Annotated in this window: 12 protein-coding genes; 11 read left to right on the top strand and 1 reads right to left on the bottom strand. The window is 69.3% G+C overall.

The annotated features are described in order from the left end of the window. Positions 1 to 130 precede the first annotated feature (130 nt). Positions 131 to 970, top strand: a complete 840-nt coding sequence (locus tag ACYVK7_RS24530; protein WP_460890349.1) for a DUF1684 domain-containing protein — start codon at positions 131 to 133, stop codon at positions 968 to 970. 49 nt (positions 971 to 1019) lie between these two features. After that, positions 1020 to 1388, top strand: a complete 369-nt coding sequence (locus ACYVK7_RS24525; protein ID WP_460890348.1) for a nuclear transport factor 2 family protein — start codon at positions 1020 to 1022, stop codon at positions 1386 to 1388. A gap of 74 nt (positions 1389 to 1462) precedes the next feature. On the opposite strand, the gene ACYVK7_RS24520 is transcribed toward ACYVK7_RS24525, so the two are convergent. Further along, positions 1463 to 2338 carry an alpha/beta fold hydrolase gene (locus tag ACYVK7_RS24520; RefSeq protein ID WP_460890347.1) on the bottom strand — a complete coding sequence of 292 codons (876 nt, stop codon included), beginning with the start codon at positions 2336 to 2338 and terminating at the stop codon, positions 1463 to 1465. A 151-nt stretch (positions 2339 to 2489) separates the two neighbouring features. Here ACYVK7_RS24520 and ACYVK7_RS24515 point away from each other — a divergent pair, with 151 nt between their 5' ends. From ACYVK7_RS24515 to ACYVK7_RS24475, 9 genes are all read left to right on the top strand, one after another. Further along, positions 2490 to 3038 (top strand): TetR/AcrR family transcriptional regulator, encoded by a 549-nt coding sequence (locus tag ACYVK7_RS24515; protein ID WP_460890346.1) that lies wholly within the window; start codon positions 2490 to 2492, stop codon positions 3036 to 3038. A 60-nt stretch (positions 3039 to 3098) separates the two neighbouring features. Continuing rightward, positions 3099 to 4499 carry an MFS transporter gene (locus ACYVK7_RS24510; protein ID WP_460890345.1) on the top strand — a complete coding sequence of 467 codons (1401 nt, stop codon included), beginning with the start codon at positions 3099 to 3101 and terminating at the stop codon, positions 4497 to 4499. A gap of 29 nt (positions 4500 to 4528) precedes the next feature. Continuing rightward, positions 4529 to 5383, top strand: a complete 855-nt coding sequence (locus tag ACYVK7_RS24505) for an SDR family oxidoreductase (protein WP_460890344.1) — start codon at positions 4529 to 4531, stop codon at positions 5381 to 5383. 19 nt (positions 5384 to 5402) lie between these two features. Continuing rightward, on the top strand, positions 5403 to 5822 hold the full coding sequence (locus ACYVK7_RS24500) for a Dabb family protein (protein WP_460890343.1): 420 nt from the start codon (positions 5403 to 5405) through the stop codon (positions 5820 to 5822). A gap of 68 nt (positions 5823 to 5890) precedes the next feature. Continuing rightward, the gene (locus tag ACYVK7_RS24495) at positions 5891 to 8071 is read left to right on the top strand and encodes a GMC oxidoreductase (protein ID WP_460890342.1); all 2181 of its coding nucleotides are present in this window, start codon (positions 5891 to 5893) and stop codon (positions 8069 to 8071) included. A gap of 170 nt (positions 8072 to 8241) precedes the next feature. Next, positions 8242 to 9438, top strand: a complete 1197-nt coding sequence (locus ACYVK7_RS24490; protein WP_460890341.1) for a GDSL-type esterase/lipase family protein — start codon at positions 8242 to 8244, stop codon at positions 9436 to 9438. A 54-nt stretch (positions 9439 to 9492) separates the two neighbouring features. After that, on the top strand, positions 9493 to 10056 hold the full coding sequence (locus tag ACYVK7_RS24485) for an acyl-CoA thioesterase (protein WP_460890340.1): 564 nt from the start codon (positions 9493 to 9495) through the stop codon (positions 10054 to 10056). Between the two features lie 324 nt (positions 10057 to 10380). Beyond that, positions 10381 to 11334, top strand: coding sequence for a cytochrome P450 (locus ACYVK7_RS24480; protein ID WP_460890339.1), 954 nt, complete (start codon positions 10381 to 10383; stop codon positions 11332 to 11334). Between the two features lie 718 nt (positions 11335 to 12052). Then, positions 12053 to 15013, top strand: a complete 2961-nt coding sequence (locus tag ACYVK7_RS24475; protein WP_460890338.1) for an ATP-binding protein — start codon at positions 12053 to 12055, stop codon at positions 15011 to 15013. Positions 15014 to 15067: the final 54 nt, after the last annotated feature.

The following is a 15067-nucleotide window of genomic DNA, read 5'->3' as shown; positions in this document are numbered from 1 at the left end:
TGCCTGGCTAGCCGCTGCACACCCTTCCCTCTTGCGCTGTTGGCAAGAGCTCACGCTTCTTGCGCACGACGACCCTACGTTGAAAGGAGCGCACCGGACCGGCGCGCTCGGCAAAGAGGGAAGGACACCCATGGACACACAGCACGTGCCCCCGCGACCGCAAGCGGCCAAGCAGGCCATCACCAGCCCACCCGCCGACTACACAGCATGGCGCGCGGCAAGGTGGAACGAGATTGCCGGGCCGAACGGCAAGGCCAAGGTCGTCGCCAACGCCAGGATCACCGCACAGGAGGCCCGCAGTATCCCGGGCGTACCCGGACAGTGGAGCATCACCGAGGCAGGCGCCTTGACGGTCGCGGCCCCGGCCGACGACAACGTAACGGTCAACGGTGACGTCGTGGACGGAACCGCTGAGGTGCCTTCTGGAAGCTCGCTCGCATTCGACGGAGGCCGGGTCGGCTTCGCGGGCGGCGCGGACGGGTTCTACGGCGTCGTCGTCATGGACGACGACGCGCTCACCCGATCGGGTCTCAGCGGGATCGACACGTATCCGTACGACCCGGCATGGGTCTTCGAAGGCGAGTACCGGTCCGCCCCGGACGGCCGCCGCATCGAGGTGGGGCGCCTGACCAGCCCTCGCACCACCGAGGCGATCCTGGCGCCCGTCGACCTGGCCGTCACCATCGACGGCACCGAGCACGTGTTGGCCGTCCTTGAGGACATGCCCGGACAGCGCCTCATTGTCTTCACCGACGAGACCAACGGGTCCGGGACACCGGAGATCGGCCGCTGGCTCGTGCTGCCCCAGCTGGAACCGGGCAGCACCCTGACGGTCGACCTCAACCAGGCGACCCTCTCCCACCACCACCTGGCGCCGGACGTCTTCACCTGTCCTCTCTCGCCGCCCAGCAACCATCTGCCCCTGCGTGTCCAGGCCGGCGAGCGGGCCCTGATCCGCACCACGCAGTAATCACCGATTCGCAGCCCGACCCGAACCCTCGGAAACAGAAAGCAGCCTCATGCACGAAGACCTCAAGACCAAGGCGACCGCCTACCTCCGCCACCTGGAGAACAGAGAGTGGGCCCAAGCACGAGCGATGTGCTCCGACACCGCCACCGTCTGGCACAACGACGGCAAGGGAGACTCCACGATCCAGGAGAACATCGCCGGCATGGAGGCGCAGATCGCCCCCATCGAGTCGATGCGCTACGACATCACCCGACAGATGTCCCAACCCGACGAAGTCCTCCAGCAGCACGTCGTGAACGTGGTCATGAAGGACGGGGGACGTTTCCGGGTCGACGCCGCCGTTTACTTCCGTTTCGACGACGGCCTGATCACCCGGATCGAGGAGTACGCCGGCCAGCCCAGCGCTGACGCTTCCTGAACGACCCGAACCCACACGTCCCACCGAGCCGGGTCGTACCGCGCTGCGCGAGCGCTGTACGCCCCGGCTGCGTCCTAGCTCAGGGCTGCGCGAGACGACGAGGGGGTCGGTTCGGACGACGCGTGCCATGCCGCGTGGATGACCTCCGCGACCTGTCGGGGCTGCGAGAGGAACGGGGAATGCGAGGTCTGCAGCTCGACCACCCGTGTGGCTCTGGTGGAAGTGCAGTCGATGTCCTTGATGATCTTGCGCTGAAGTGCAGGCTTCAGCATTCGGTCCTCGGTGCACAGCAGGTAGGTGTGCGGTACGACGCCGAAGCGTTCACGTGTGACCGAGATTGGTTCCGTCGCGATCCCGACCGGCGCATCCGCGCCGAGCATGCTCGTCGCTGCGTCCGCGGCCTCTAGCGGCACATCGGCGTACAGCGCGGCACGGACGAGCTCGCGCGATGTCGTGTCTCCCGTGTCGATCCGCGAGGCGCCGATCATGAACGGGTCAGCCTGGAGCAGGCCGGTACCCAGCTCACCCGCGTTCGTGGCGCTCGCCACGTCGACAGCTGCTGGCTGCCCTGAGACGGGCGCCAGCGCGGCGACGTAGACGAGGTGCGAGAACAGCGACGGCTCCATCTCCGCGGCCAGCGTCGCGACCACGCCACCCATGCTGTGTGCCACCACGACGCTCGGTTCGCCATGATGGATCGTCCGCAGCTGGGCGACCAGCTGTTGGGCGGCGCTCGTGGCGGTGACGGCCGACGCCTTGGATTCCTCGGTGGTAAAGGCGGCGGTGTCGAACGGCCGCCTCCATCGTGCGGAGGGAGACGTTCCTTGCAAGCCCTGCGCCTGCAGATCAAGCGCGACTGCCGGGATCTGCTGGCGCGCGAGTTCTAGCGTGACCGGTCCCCAGCACCAGGTGCCGTGCCAGAACCCCGGTAGGAGTACCACATGCCTCATCGAGTTCTCCCCTTCATCGAAGTGCCTGAATCGCGGTTAGTGACCGCTCACTATCAAAAGTATCAGGCGGGAGTCGTGGGCCGTGCGCGACCACCGCGGCCCCTCGGCGGACGACTTGACATCCGACTGGTAGTGACCGTTCACTATCACCATGGCAGCTGAGCGACGCGCGCGAGTGCCCTTCGGGGAGCGCAGGGAGCAGATACTCCAGGCCGCGCTGCGCGAGTTCAGCCACAAGGGTCTGCACGGTGGTTCGACCATGACGATCGCAGCTGAGGTCGGGGTCTCGCAGCCCAACATCTTCCGCATCTTCCCGACCAAGCGGGAGATCTTCGTCGCAACGCTCCAGCGGGTGTTCACCAACGTCGCGACCACGATGCTCGCCGCCGGCGAACGCGACCCCGAACAGCCCTTGCAGGCCATGGCCGATGGGTGGGGCGAGCTCATGGAGGAGCGGGAGAACATGCTGATGCTCCTACAGGGTTACGCCGCCTCCGAGGATCCCGTCATCCGCGACCTCATGCAGAACTGGACCCGTGACGTGTTCGAACGAATGGAGGCGCTGCCGGGTGTCGGGCAGGACGTCGCCCACGACTTCTTCGCCGCAGGCATGCTCTACATGGTTGCTGCGGCGATGGACCTTCCCGCGCGCGCTGACAGCGACGCATGGGCCGAGCGGTTCCTGGCCTCCGGATCATGAGAACCCGCCCCGGCCCTCTCTTTTTTGACCCCAAGATAGTGACCACTCACTAAGGAAGACATGTCTACCACCTCCCCGCTCCTTCAAGGCCTTCGCCTGCCACGCGGCGCAGCCCTCGGCGTCCTCGCCACGTCGATGTTCCTCATCGTGCTCGACGGCGCGATGGTGAACCTCGCCGCATCGACCATCCGCAGCGGACTCGGCCTGACCGCCGCAGAGCTCACGGTCGTGGCCAACAGCTACCTGATCGCGGTCGCCGGACTCGTGCTCCTCGGCGGCCGCCTCGCCGACGTGCTCGGCGCTCGACGGATGTTCCTGATCGGCATGTCCGTCTACGTGGCGGCATCTGCACTGTGCGCGCTCGCGGTCAACGGCCCGATGCTGATCGCCGGACGTGTCGGGCAGGGGCTCGGCGCGGCCCTCACCGTCCCGGCGGCACTCGCCATAGTGCTCCTGCTGTACACCTCGGCCGCCGAGCGATCCCGTGCGATCGGTATCTGGGGCGCGGTCTCCGGCGGTGGCAGCCTGATCGGGGTCTTCGCGGGAGGCACCCTCACCGAGGTACTGGGCTGGCAGTCGGTGTTCTGGACCCCAGTCCCCCTGGGTATCGTCGCGGCCGTCGCCGTATGGCGGACGGTGCCGCCTATCCCGGGCCGCCCAGGGCGGTTCGACCTCGCGGGTGCTGTCAGCATCACGCTCAGCATCTCCGCGCTCGCATTCAGCATGGTGACCGCCGCCGAATCCGGATGGACCGCGCCGCCCACCCTGGTCGCCCTCGTCGTCGGTCTCGCAGCGCTCGGGGCGTTCGTGGCCGTGGAACACAGCTCCTCGCACCCGCTCGTCCCGCTCAGCGTGTTCCGCCGGGCCACGGTCGCGACCGCGACCGCGGTCATGGTCCTCGCCGGCGGCACCTTGACCAGCCTGTTCTTCTTCCTCCCCCTTTACCAGCAAGACGTCCTGGGTATGGGCCCGCTCATGACCGGGCTCGCGCAGCTTCCCATCGCCGTCATGATCATCGTCGGCAGCGTCCTTGCCCCCCTGCTCGCCAAGCTGCTCGGACTCGCCCGCGCGCTGCCCGTGTCGTTGGCCGTGCTGCTGATCGGGATCCTCTGGATCGCGATCAACCCGGCGATCACGTTCACCTGGCAGCACACGGGAGCGTTCCTCCTCATCGGCGCCGGCCTGGGCCTCGGGATCGTCAACGGCACGACGCTGGCCGTCCGCGACAGCGGCGACGGCGAGTCCGGACTCCTCAGCGGTCTGGTGAACGCCGCCCAGTCGCTCGGCGGCGCGATCGGCCTCGCCGCCCTGGCCGCGATCGCGCTCAGTGCCGCCGGTAGCACCAGCGACGTCAGCTTCACCGCGGCGTTCCTCGGCGGAGCCGGCCTCGTCGCCCTCGCGATCGCTCTGTCGATCATCCCCCTGTTCAGCCGGCGACGAACCGCCGCTCCCACGCCCTGACCACCACCCCCATCCGAGAGGAAGACCCGATGACCAACCCGACGATCCTCGTCACCGGCGCCACCGGCACAGTCGGTACCGCGCTCGTGCCCGCCCTGATCGACCGTGGCGCGCAGGTACGAGCGATGACCCGCGACCCCTCGCGCCGGATATCCGGAGCCGAGACCGTGGTGGCCGACCTGCACGACCCTGCGACGATCTCGACCGCGCTGGAAGACGTCAACGCCGTCTTCCTCAACTCACCGTCCACCGAGGACGCCGCACAGTTGCAGATCCGCTTCGCCGAGCTGGCTCGCGAAGCGGGCGTGCGGCGGCTCGTGCTGTTGTCCCAGTACGGTGCGCATCTCGACTCCCCGGTACGTTTTCTGCGCTGGCATGCCGAGGTCGAGGACCGGCTGGCCAGCCTCGATCTCGCCTGCACAGTGCTGCGGCCGAACCTCTACCTGCAGTCCCTGCTCGCTTTCGCCGACACGATCGCCCAGGGGATGCTCACCGCGCCCGTCGGCGAGGCCGCCGTCAGTGTGATCGACACCCGGGACATAGCCGAAGCCGCAGCGGCCGTACTGACGAGCACCGGGCACGACGACCGTACCTACACGCTCACCGGACCACGCGCGGTGACCCACAGCGACATAGCCGCCGCCCTCAGCACCGCCACCGGGACGCCCATCTCTTTCTACGACGTGCTACCTGAGCAGTTCGCGGCAGCGCTCGAGTCGTTCGTTCCCCGGTGGCAGCTCGACGGCCTCCTGGAGGACTACGCCCACTACGCCCGCGGTGAGGCGGCCGACGTGACCTCCGCGGTCAACGACCTCACCGGCCGTACCGCGCGCGACATCGCCGACTTCGCCGCCGACCACGCCACAGCCTTCGCGCGCCCCTGATCCTGCCGAGAGGACCATCATGATCACTCACATCATCAGGATGTCCGTCAAGCCTGACGTCTCGCCCGAAGAGCTCGGTGCCGCCCTGCAGCGGATGCAGGATGCCGCAGCCGAGATGAGTTCCGGTGGAAGCTCCCGGGCCGCTTTCTTCGGCCGCGACTTCGGCGACACCTTCGACTTCGGATCGGTATCGACCATCGAAACCCTCGCGGAGTACGAGGCGATGATGAACCATCCGGCTCACCTGGAACTCGATCGAATCGGCTTGCCGCTCGTCGACCGCTTCCACTCGGTCGACATCACCGACGACAGCGACCCGGAGATCGGCGCCAAGATCGCCGCCATCCACCGCCGCCGCTTCGAGTCCCACCCGGACCTGCTCGAGCTCGTCAGCAGCATCGACGACTACCGCGGCAGCGGCGTCCCTGACCGCGACTGATCGTCGGTCCGTGGAGCGGCACAGGCCCGGCCGCTCCACGGACCACACGTAGTTCCGAGAGGATCAACATGACCGACATCGTCCATGCCGACGCCATCGTCGTCGGCAGCGGATTCGGTGGCGCTGTTGCGGCTGCCCGACTCGCGCAGGCCGGCTACTCGGTGACCGTCCTCGAGCGTGGACGCCGCTGGCGTCCCGGCGACTTCCCGCGTGAACCAACGCTTCAGCGCGGTTGGCTGTGGTCGGTCGATCGCGGCCTGTATGACATCCGCTGGCTTGACGGCATGCTCGCCGTCCAGGCCGCCGGCTGGGGTGGTGGCTCGCTCGCGTACGCCAACGTGTTCGCCCGCCCGTTCGACGACGCGCTCAGTGACCGCTGGCCCGTGCACCTGAGGCGGGCCGAGCTCGACCCGTACTACGACCTCGCCGCCCACATGCTCGGCGTCTCGCCCGTGGGCGACGACCCTCGCACCGGTGAAGCCCCCGCACGCACCACGCTCATCGAACAGCTCATGGAGCGCACAGACCGTCCGGATGCGATCGAGCGTCCCAACCTCGCCGTCACCTTCGGCGACCCGGACACGTGGCGCCCGAACCGGCACGGCGTGCCCCGACGCGGCTGCGCCTTCGTCGGCGAATGCGTCATCGGCTGCAACCACGGCGCGAAGAACTCTCTCGACGCCACGTACCTCGCCGCGGCCGAGAGCAACGGTGCGCGCAGCGTCACCGATGCGGAGGTCACCCGCATCGAGCCGGCCGTCGACGGCTATCTCCTCACCACGACAACACCCTCTGATCCCGATGCGGAACCGCGGACGTGGAGCGCCCGTCGGGTCGTCCTCGCGGCGGGCTCGGTCGCGACCACCGAGCTGCTGCTCCGGTCACGAGACGTCGACCGCACCCTCCCGCGCCTGTCACCGACGCTCGGCCACGGCTTCTCCGGCAACGGAGACTTCCTCACTCTCGCTGAGCTCCGCGAACCGCAGGGAGACATGACAACGGGCCCGACGATCACGACCAACACCGTGCTCGATGTACCCGAAGGGCAGCGGTCCGTCTGGTACCAGGTGCAGGACGGCGCATTTCCCGCAGTCCTGCACGATCTCTTCGACTCGATGATTCCCGGACAACGGGCACGCAACTGGTGGCGGCGACGGTTCGCCGCACCCGATGCCCGACGTGTCTTCACCGTCCTGGCCATGGGGCACGACTCCGGAGACGGGACCCTCCGGCTCGACCGGTCCGGCAACCTCGTGCTGTCCTGGCGAAACCGCTGGCAGACCCACCTCTACCGATCGCAGCGCCGCGTCGGGCCGCTGCTCGCTCGCCTCCTCGACGCGCGCCTCTACCACCCGATCACCTGGTCCGTGCTCCGTCGCACGACCACCGTCCACCCCCTCGGCGGCGTGCGCTCCGGACACGACGCCAGCTCAGGTGTCGTGGACGACGTCGGCGAGGTACACGGCCACCCCGGCATCTTGGTCGTCGACGGCTCCACCCTGCCCGCCTCCACCGGCGTCAACCCCTCCGCGACGATCCTCGCCGCTGCCGAGCGGTCGATCGAGGCGATCATCCGCCGAGACGGGCGCCCGCAGTGGTGTGCCCCCGAATGGCCTGACGTCGTACCGGCCGCCGCTCCGGAGGACACCGCATCGAGCTTCGCGGCGGACCTCAACACCGCCACCAGCGGCGGCGGCATCGTATTCGACGAGCGCATGGTCTCGATCGATCGTGACCGGTCACGCATCGACCTGCGCCTCACCGTCGAGCGAGGCAGCATCGACCAGCTCGTCTCCGACCCGAACCACATGCTCTCGGTGCGAGGCACCGTCGACGTCTCCGGCGTCGCGACCTCCGCCGCCACGTCCGGCACGCTCTCCCTCTTCCCGGACCAGTCCACGGAAGCGATGCGCTACGAGCTCCGCTTCGACGCGGACTCCGGTCAGCCGTGGCAGCTCACCGGGACCAAGACCATCACAGGACGGGCGCCATGGCAGCCCTTGGTCGACCTGACGCGGCTGCACGCCACCGCCCACCCCGTCGACGACCCGACCACCATGGCCGACGCGACTCTCGTCATCACTCCGCGGGACCTGGGGAGCCTTCTCGGCACCGTTCGCGGCACCGGATTCACCCGGGCACGCAGGATCCGTACCGCTGCGCGTTTCGCTACCTTCTTCGCCCGCTCGGCCGTGCAACGGACCTGGGGGCCAATGTCGCCGGCCCGTGCGGCATCGCACGACTCATGACCACACCGCCCGCCGGTGCGCGGGTGCCACGACAGACGCGCACCAGTACCCCGTCGTCTCGGCCCGTTCGTCCGAAGGAACTCATGTCACCACTCCACCCCCCGTACGTCGCGGACTCCCCCGATTCGCCGGCCGCTACCGACAGCGAAGCCGCCGCGCGGACGTGGGTCGTGGCATGGACCGCGCCGCCCAGCGGCGTCGGCCTCGCGCAGGGCTTGCTGGGACGGCCCGTCGTCGCGCAGACCCTGCGCATGGTCGTCCGCCCCCTGATGTCGGGTGATGCCGTCCGCATCCGGCTGAACAACGCCTACGGCTCGCGCGGCCCCGTCCACATCGAGCATGCCACGGTCGCCCGCCGCAGCGATGGCGCGACAGCCGCACCCGGCACCCTGCGCGATCTGACGTTCAAGGGCGGGCTCTCCACCAGCCTCGCCGCGGGCGCCTTCGTCGGGAGCGATGCCGTGCCACTGGACGTGCAGCACGGACAAGACCTCCTGGTGAGCCTGCACGTCCGCGGCAACGTGATCCGGCCCACCCAGCACTTCATCACCAACCAGACCAACTACGTCTCCGCGCCGGGCCGAGGTGACCAGGCTGCGAACCGCTCAGGTCGCAGCTTCCACCGCGCCCGCTCACCGCTCGGCTATTCGACGGGTTGGTACTTCCTTCACGCCGTCGATGTCCGCGCCGATCGGCACTCTGCCGTCGTGGTCGCATTCGGCGACTCAATCACCGACGGTTATCAAGGCCGGGTCCGTGGCCCGCTGGAAAGCCGGACAGCACTGGACCAGAACGCCCGCTACCCCGACTTCCTGGCTCAGCGCCTTGCACAGCTGACACCGGAGCGCTCGATCGGCGTCGTCAACGCCGGCATCTCCGGCAACCAGGTGCTTGCTGCCACCTCGTGGCATCTTCCGTTCGGCGATTCGGCGCTGAGCCGCTTCGAACGCGATGTACTCACTCAGCCGGGCGTCACCGACGTCATCATTCTCGAGGGCATCAACGATCTCGCGGAAAACGCCGACCTCACGGCTGCAGAACTCATCAAGGGCCTCTCCCGGCTCGCCGAACGCTCGCGACAAGCAGGCCTCAGGGCCCATCTGGGCACCCTCACTCCCACGGCCGGCAGCGCGCGAGGCCAGGTGACGGAGGAACGTCGGGTCGCGGTCAATGGCTGGATCCGCGGGCAAGACGTCGCCGACTCCGTCATCGACTTCGACGCGGTGCTACGAGACCCACGAGCGCCCACCCGGATGGCTGCCCGGTACGACTCCGGCGACCATCTCCACCCGAGCAGCGCTGGATACCGCGCCATGGCTGCGGCAGTCCCCCTACCCGTCTTGGCCGCGCACGACGAATCTCTGTGATCTACGGCCATCAGCGCCGCAGCACCGCTGCGGCCCTTGAGAGAAGGAGAATCAATGAGCAGGATGTTGCAGTTCGCATGGGCCGCGCTGGTACCGAGCCGACCCGAACCCACAAGAACCTTCCTGGAGCCGGCGACGGCCAGGATGCGGGTGTTGCCGCAGGACCTCGACTTCATGATGGTGGTCAACAACGGCTCGTACCAGCAGATCATGGACGTCGCCGGGTACCGGCAGATGGGGAAGAACGGTGGCCTGCGCCTGGCGACCAAGCAGTCGTGGGTCGGGGTCGTGGCGGCTTCCACGATCCGCTATCGCCGGTCGCTACGCCTGTGGGACCAGTTCGAGGACACCTCGCGCGTGCTCGGATGGGACGACCGCGTCTTCTACATCGAGCACCGGATCACCCGGCACGGCGAGCTGTACACCCGCGGCGTGATCTGCCTGCGGTTCCTGCACCGGCGCACTCGGGAACGTATCAGCCCGCACGAGATCGTCCGGCTGCTGGCACAGCAGCAGGGGCACACCGTGCCGCAGAGCCCTGAGCTGCCCGCGGACATCGCGGAGTGGGCCGCGACCCTGAACCACGACGTCACGGAAAAAGAGCCGGTGGGCGGCTGACGCCCGCCGGCATTCTCGCCCATCGACCACCACGTGGTACCCGACGTGAGGAGCGGTATGTCCAACGAACCACCACCCACCCTTCCTATTGCTCGCACCTGCCCGCATACCCCGCGTGCAGAGCACATCCGGCTCCAGGAACAAGAGCCTGTCAGCAAGGTCACTCTGCCCTCAGGGAGCGAGGCCTGGGTCGTCACCCGCCACAGCGACGTCCGCGCCGTGCTGTCGGACGCGCGCTTCAGCTCCGACCGTACGCGTCCTGATTTTCCGCGGGTCAACGTCGGTGACCTCGCCGCACAGGACGAAGAAGTCGTTCCCGGAGTGATGCTGAACATGGACGCCCCGGAGCACGGAGCGGCCCGGCGCGCCGTCCTAGGCGAGTTCACCCGTCGGCGGCTGGCCGAGCTCGAGCCACGCATCCAGCAGATCGTCGACGAGCACATCGACGCGATGCTGGCCGGGCCGCGCCCCGTCGACCTGGTCCAGGCCTTGGCCCTGCCGGTCCCGTCGCTGGTGATCTGCGAGCTGCTCGGGGTGCCGTACGAGGATCACGACTTCTTCCAGAGCCGGTCGACCCTGGCCATCACGCAGGGCGAACACCCCGATGACGCCCACAACGCACGAGCCGCCATGGGTGAGCTCACCGGCTACCTCGACGCCCTGCTGCGGGCCAAGGAAAAGGAACCCGCCAACGACCTCCTCAGCCGCCAGCTCCTGCGGCAGCGCGAGACGAACGGCAGTGTCGACCGCGCGGACCTGATCGGGCTCTCCTTCCTGTTGCTTGTGGCCGGGCACGAGACGACCGCAAACATGATCGCGCTGGGAACGCTGCAGTTGATCCAGGACTCCAAGGCCAGAGAGGTCATCCGGCTGGACCGGGCAAGGACCCAGCCTGCCGTCGAGGAGCTGCTGCGCTACTTCACCATCGCCGAACAGGTGCTGACGCGGGTAGCCACCGAGGACGTCGAAATCGGCGGCAGGCTCATCAAGGCGGGGGACGGCGTGCTGGCGCTCTCACACGTCGCCAACCGTGACCCGAGGGTGTTCGACGACCCGAACACGTTCGACGTCGAGCGCGGCACCAGCAATCATCTCGCCTTCGGCCACGGCCCACACCAGTGCCTCGGTCAGAACCTGGCTCGGCTCGAGCTGCAGATCGTGTTCGACGCACTGCTGCAACGCATTCCCGGCCTGCGCCCTGCGGTCCCCGTCGACGAGCTGTCGTTCAAAGGAGACTCGCTCACCTACGGCGTCCAGGAGCTACCGGTGACCTGGTAGGTGTCGGCTCGTGTCCCCGGTGAGACGGCGGTAGCTCTGGCCTGCCTACTGAATGGGAGGCCAGAGCTGCGGCCTGGTCCCACACCCCGCGGCGGGCCACGGGCGGTAGCGCCGGCTGGCGAGCCTCAGCACCTGGCCTATGTGCCTGCATCTGGTCCGTAGCCTGTTCGGGGTCGGGGCCGAGCTCGTGGTGGGTCGTGAGCTGGCAGCCGGGCCGGCCCGTCATGGCCAGCAGCCACAGTATGTGGACGTGCTCAGCCCGCCCGGCGCGGATCTTGCTGACGTGACCGATCCCGCAGGACCCGAACACCTGCGTGAACTGAGCTGAGCAAGCCATGAAGACTCCTGTGCCCGACTACCTCGACGTCAGCAGGGTCCATTCCTTCTCCGGCCTGGGGCGGCGTATGTCGCTCGAAGGGCAGCTACCTGAATGTCCTGTCACCGGCTGCAGGCAGTCAAGGTGACAGACATGGCCACGCATGAACATGACCGCTCCAGGGTCGCTTCGGCCCACCCCTCGCGTTCGAGGTCACGCGCCGGATCTGCTCCGGCGGCTCGTCAGGAGTCGGTCAGGCAGGTCTGGTTGGTCGCCGGACCGGACAAGCTCGGCCGACAGTGACGCCCTGTCCGCCCGGAGAGCGCTGACCGGTCGAGGGCAGCCGGCTCCAGGAAGAGAGACGATGCTTGCGCCCGGCGGGCGACAGCGAGATGATCACGCATGCCCCACCGCGCGCCCACCGACGACGGATCTGCTCCGACGGTGTCCGCGCCGCGGTTCGTGGGACGCGAGCGTGAGCTGTCGGCCCTCAGCGACGCCGTGAACCGGCCACCGGCGATCGTGCTGCTGGAGGGCGAAGCCGGCCTCGGCAAGAGCCGCCTGCTGCAGGAGTGGCTCGCCACGGACCCCCGGCACGCCGGCAACGCTCTGTTCTCGGTGTGCCCGCCGCTTCGGGAGCCGCTGACCCTTGGCCCGGTCGTCGACGCGTTCCGTGGGATCGACGTGCCGCTCGCGGACCTGGGGCTCACCGACCTCGCCGGCGCCCTGCGCCCGCTGTTCCCGGAATGGTCGGCCGACCTGCCGCCGACCCCGGAGCCCCTGTCCGACGCGAGATCAGCGCGGCACCGGCTGTTCCGCGCCCTGGACGAGCTGATCCGCGCGCTCGGTGTGGACCTGCTCGTCGTGGAGGACGCCCACTGGGCCGACGACGTGACCTTGCAGTTCCTCCTGTTCGTCGCTGCCCGTCAGCAGACGCGCGGACCGAGCCTTGTGATCTCCTACCGGCCGGACGAGGTAGGCACCGACTCGCACCTGCTGCGCCTGACATCACGGGCGGCGGCCGGTGTGGCCAGGGCGAGGATCGTGCTGTCGCCGCTGCGCCCGGAGGACACGGCCGCGATGGTGTCGTCGATGCTCGGCGGTCGTCCGGTGCCGCCCGAGCTCACCACCTTCCTGCACGAGCGGACCGACGGGATCCCGTTCGCGCTGGAGGAGTCGGTGCGGCTCATGTGCGACCGCGCGGACCTCGTCGTCCGCGGCGGCCAGTGGGGCGGGCTGACGCACGGTGAGCTGCCGATTCCGCCGACGGTGCGCGACTGCACACGGGAGCGGGTGGGACGGCTCTCACCGCAGGCTCAACAAGTGCTCCGGGCAGCGGCGACCCTGGCCGAGCCGTCGTCCGAGGCGACGATCGCGACCACCGCCGACCTGGCTCCGAGCGTGGCCCGAGCCGGGATAGCGGAGGCTGCCGATGCCGCGGTGCTCGACAGCGATGGCCGTGGCCGCTGGCGCTACCGGCACCGGCTGGCCGCCGTGGCGGTCTACGAGGCGATCCCGCGTGCCGTGCGGCAGGCTCTGCATCGACGAGCCGGTCGTGTGCTGGAGGGCATGCACCCCCTGCCGGCCACTCGCCTCGCGCACCATTTTCGTCAGGCCGGCGAGGCCGAGCCGTGGCTCCGGTACTCCGAACAGGCCGCGGAGCAGGCCGTGGCCTCGGGCGACCACACCACGGCGGCCGTCCTGCTCGACGAGGTCCTCTCGGCCACCGACCTTCCACCCCACGACCTGGCCCGCGTCGCGCGGGCCGCCGCGACCGCCGCGCTGGGGCGCCGCGAGCCGGTGGACGAGGTCTACCACCGGGTGGTCCGCACCCTGCGCGCCGTGCTCGGCTCCCCGGGGCTGTCCGATCGACAGAAGGCCGAGATCCGCAACCCGCTCGGTCGGCTCCTGATCGTCGGCGGCGAGGCGACCGCGGCGCTCGCCGAGCTCGAGCAGGCAGTGGCCAACCTCGACCACGAACCGGTCGAGGCGGCCAGAGCCATGACCTACCTGGGCTGGGCCTATGCGGGACCCTGGCCCGCGCAGACCCACCTGCGCTGGTTGCAGCGTGCCGCCGAGATGACGGCCCACGTCGCGTCCCCGCCTGACCGGCTGAACCTCGCGGGCAACCGCGCGGCCGCACTGCTCATGCTCGGCGAGGAGACCTCCTGGGACGTCATCGCCGACCTACCCGTCGACGGCGCTGCCGCGGCCGAGCGGCTCGACCTGGCCCGCATCCACGCGAACATCGGCACCGGCGCGCTGATCTGGGGGCGGTACGCCGACGCGGAGCGACATCTGGACGTCGCCATGCGGCTCGCCGATGCCGAGCAGGCAGCCCGCCTGCGCTACAACGTCGAGATCGAACAGGCCAACCTCGACTGGCACACCGGTCGGTGGGAGGGGTTGGCGGAACGTGCGGCAACCCTCGCGGACGTCGACCGGGACCGGCCCACCATCTATCTGGCCAGCGTCCGGGTGGCCGCCCGGCTGGCTGCCGCGGCCGGACGCCCGCGCGCCGCGGAAGAGCAGTTCCGGCTGGTGCTCGAGGAGGCAGCTCGGCTCGGTGCCGTCGACGACACCATGGAGCCCGCCGCGGCTCTGGCCCGGCTGTGGCTGGCGGACGACGACCCCGACCGGGCACTGCGGGTGACGAACCGACCGATGGACGCCCTGGAGACCAAGGGTGTGTGGGTGTGGGCGACCGACATCGTGCCGGTGCGGGTCGAGGCGCATCTCGCCGCCGGGGACCACACGGCGGCGCGACGCCTCGCGGCACAGCTCGCGCGAGGCCTGCGCGGCCGCTCGGCACCGGGGCCGCGCGCAGCTCTCGCGCTGTGCCGCGCACACCTCGCCGCAGCGGCCGGTGAGCACGACCGCGCGGCGTCCGCCTACGCGCGAGCGGCCCGTGCCTGGGCGGCGCTGCCTCGACCGTACGACGCGCTACGGGCCCGCGAGCAGCAGGCCGAGACGCTCCTCGCGGCAGGAAGGGCCCACGAGGGCCAGGAGGTGATGGCGCGCCAGTACGAGGAGTTCTTCCGGCTCGGCGCGCGAGGCGACGCGGACCGGGTGGCGCGCCGTCTGCGCGACCTCGGCGCGGACGTCCCACGACTGTGGCGCGGCGGTCGACGAGGTTACGGTGACAATCTTTCACCCCGCGAGATCGAGGTCGTCCGCCTGGTGGTCGCGGGCCACACCAACCGGGAGATCGGGAAGATCCTGGCGAAGTCCCCGGCCACCGTGGACCAGCAGCTACGCGCCGCCATGCGCAAGCTGAAGGTCACCTCCCGGACCGCGCTCGCGGTCCTCGCGGTCGAGACCGGTGTGCTCTCGGCGCACGGGTCTGTCGCCGACGCGTCATGAAGATTGACGCATCCGCAGGATAGCGACGGCGCGCACGACCACCGGAGCATGAGG

Source organism: Promicromonospora xylanilytica (genome assembly GCF_054782895.1).
Note: the sequence above shows the minus strand (reverse complement) of the source record. Positions and strands in the feature narration are given on the sequence as shown.